The sequence below is a fragment of the Micromonospora reichwaldensis genome (genome assembly GCF_031845925.1).
GTDB lineage: Bacteria > Actinomycetota > Actinomycetes > Mycobacteriales > Micromonosporaceae > Micromonospora > Micromonospora reichwaldensis.
Genome location: NZ_JAVRFL010000073.1, coordinates 1 through 2,106, shown reverse-complemented (window position 1 = coordinate 2,106; position 2,106 = coordinate 1). Strand labels below are relative to the sequence as shown.

Below are 2,106 nucleotides of genomic sequence, written 5' to 3'. Positions count from 1 at the left end.
TGGTGCACGGCGACGGTGGTGCGGGTGGGTCCGGTGGCGTCGAAGTACTCGGCCCAGACCTGGTTGTAGCCGCCGAAGTCGTTCATGTTGACGAGGTAGGTGGTGACCTGCACGAGGTCGCTCAGGTCGGCGCCGACTGTCTTCAGCAGATCTTGGATGTTGTCGATGACGGCGCGGGTCTGCGCGCGGATGTCCAGGTTCGTGGTGCCCAGCTCGTCGACCTCGACGCCGGCGAAGGTGTTGTCGGGGCGGCGGCTGGAGGTGCCGGAGACGAACACGAACCCGCCGGCGACCTTGACGTGCGGGAACGCGCCACGCGGTACGGCCTTGCCGGCGACGACGTGCGCCTGCGCGCCCGTGCCGTGGCCTGCTGCCGCGCCCTGGTTCGCGGGCGTCCCCTGGTTCGCGGGCGTGCCCCAGTTGGCGGTCATGCCGACGCTCGCAGGGAGGTGGTGCCGAGGTGTTCGACGACGGCGCGGACGTGGGCGCCGGGGCGTAGGGGCACGGCGGCGGTGGCGGCGCCGGCGAGGAACACCCAGCCTTCGCGCAGCCGTACGCCGTGGCGGCCGGCCAGGCGGATGCCCTCATCCAGTGCGCGGCGGGGGTCGCCGAGGATCGCGGCGGTGGAGCCGACCTGCGCGACGCGTCCGTCGATCTCCAGCAGCACACCGAGGTTGTCGAGGCCGTCGGGCACCGGCGACCAGGGGCCGATGGTGAAGGCGGCGGCGGAGGTGTTGTCGGCGATCACGTCCGGCAGGGAGAACGTGAAGTTGGCGTACCGCGAGTCGATCACCTCGATGGCCGGGGCGACCGCGCGGACGGCGTCGGTGAAGTCGCCGATGGGTTCGCCGGGTTCGGGGAGGCGGTCGAGCAGGAACGCCACTTCGGGTTCGACGCGGGGGTGGATGAACCTGGTGGGGTCGAGGGTGCCGCCGTCGGGGATGCGCATGGTGTCGGTGAGCCGGCCCCAGATGACCTCGTCCACGCCGACCTGCGCCATCTTCGCCTTGCTGGTCAGGCCCATCTTCAACCCCACCAGGCGTTCGCCGCGCTCCAGGCGGCGCTGGATCAACGCGGTCTGCACCCCGTACGCCGCATCCACGTCCAAGCCCGTCTCCGCAGCAAGCTGCGCGATGGCGGTGGCGGTGTCGGCCGCCTCGCCGAGGCGCTCGGCGATACCGGCGGTGTCCGGCCCGATCATGATGTCTCCTTGCCCGCGAGGTCCAGTGCCACGTCCACGATCATGTCTTCCTGCCCGCCGACCATGCGGCGGCGACCCAACTCGACCAGGATCGAGCGCACGTCCACCCCGTACTTGTCCGACGCCCGCTCCGCATGCCGCAGGAAACTCGAATACACCCCCGCATAGCCGAGGGAGAGGGTTTCCCGGTCGACCTGCACCGGCCGGTCCTGCAACGGCCGCACGATGTCGTCAGCGGCGTCCATCAGCGCGAACACGTCACACCCGTGCTCCCAGCCGTGCAACTCCGCGACGGCCACGAACACCTCCAACGGCGCGTTACCGGCCCCCGCGCCCTGCCCGGCCAGGGAGGCGTCCACCCGCACCGTGCGCCCGTGCGTCGCCTGCGCACCAGCCGCAGCATCGCCGAGGATGCGGCCGTGCTCGACCGCGATCACGCTGTTGGCGACGCCGAGGGACAGGTTGTGGTGGGCGTGGATACCGATCTGCGTGCTCGGCTCCAACACCTGCCGGTACGCATCCACGCGCTGTGCGACGTCGGACATGAGGAGTCGGCCGCCGGAGTCGGTGACGTAGACGCAGTGCGCCCCGTACGACTCCATCAACTTCGCCTGGGCGGCCAACCCGGCCGGGTCGTTCATGTGCGACATCATCAGGAACCCGGACACGTCCATGCCGTTCTCCCGCGCCCACGCGATGTGCTGCGCCGAAATATCGGCCTCCGTGCAGTGCGTCGCGATGCGCACACTGGTCACCCCGAGCGCCTTCGCCGCCTTCAAGTCGGCGATGGTGCCGATCCCGGGCAGCAGCAGCGTGGTCAGCTTCGCATTCGTCATGACTTCGGCCGCCGCCGCAATCCAGTCGGCGTCACTGGCCGCACCATGGCCATAGTTCACACTCGAACC

The 2,106-nt window shown here is 70.2% G+C and carries 3 protein-coding genes; all 3 read right to left on the bottom strand.

The annotated features are described in order from the left end of the window. On the bottom strand, nucleotides 1–431 hold a 431-nt coding region (locus RM555_RS30755), incomplete at its 3' end, for a RidA family protein (RefSeq protein ID WP_311414990.1). Next, a complete protein-coding gene (locus RM555_RS30750) occupies nucleotides 428–1,201 on the bottom strand; it encodes a 2-keto-4-pentenoate hydratase (protein WP_311414989.1) in 774 nt (257 codons plus the stop codon). The genes RM555_RS30755 and RM555_RS30750, both read right to left, overlap by 4 nt. Next, nucleotides 1,198–2,106 (bottom strand): 4-hydroxy-2-oxovalerate aldolase (gene dmpG / locus RM555_RS30745; RefSeq protein WP_311414988.1); only part of this gene is annotated, 909 nt, incomplete at its 5' end. The genes dmpG and RM555_RS30750, both read right to left, overlap by 4 nt.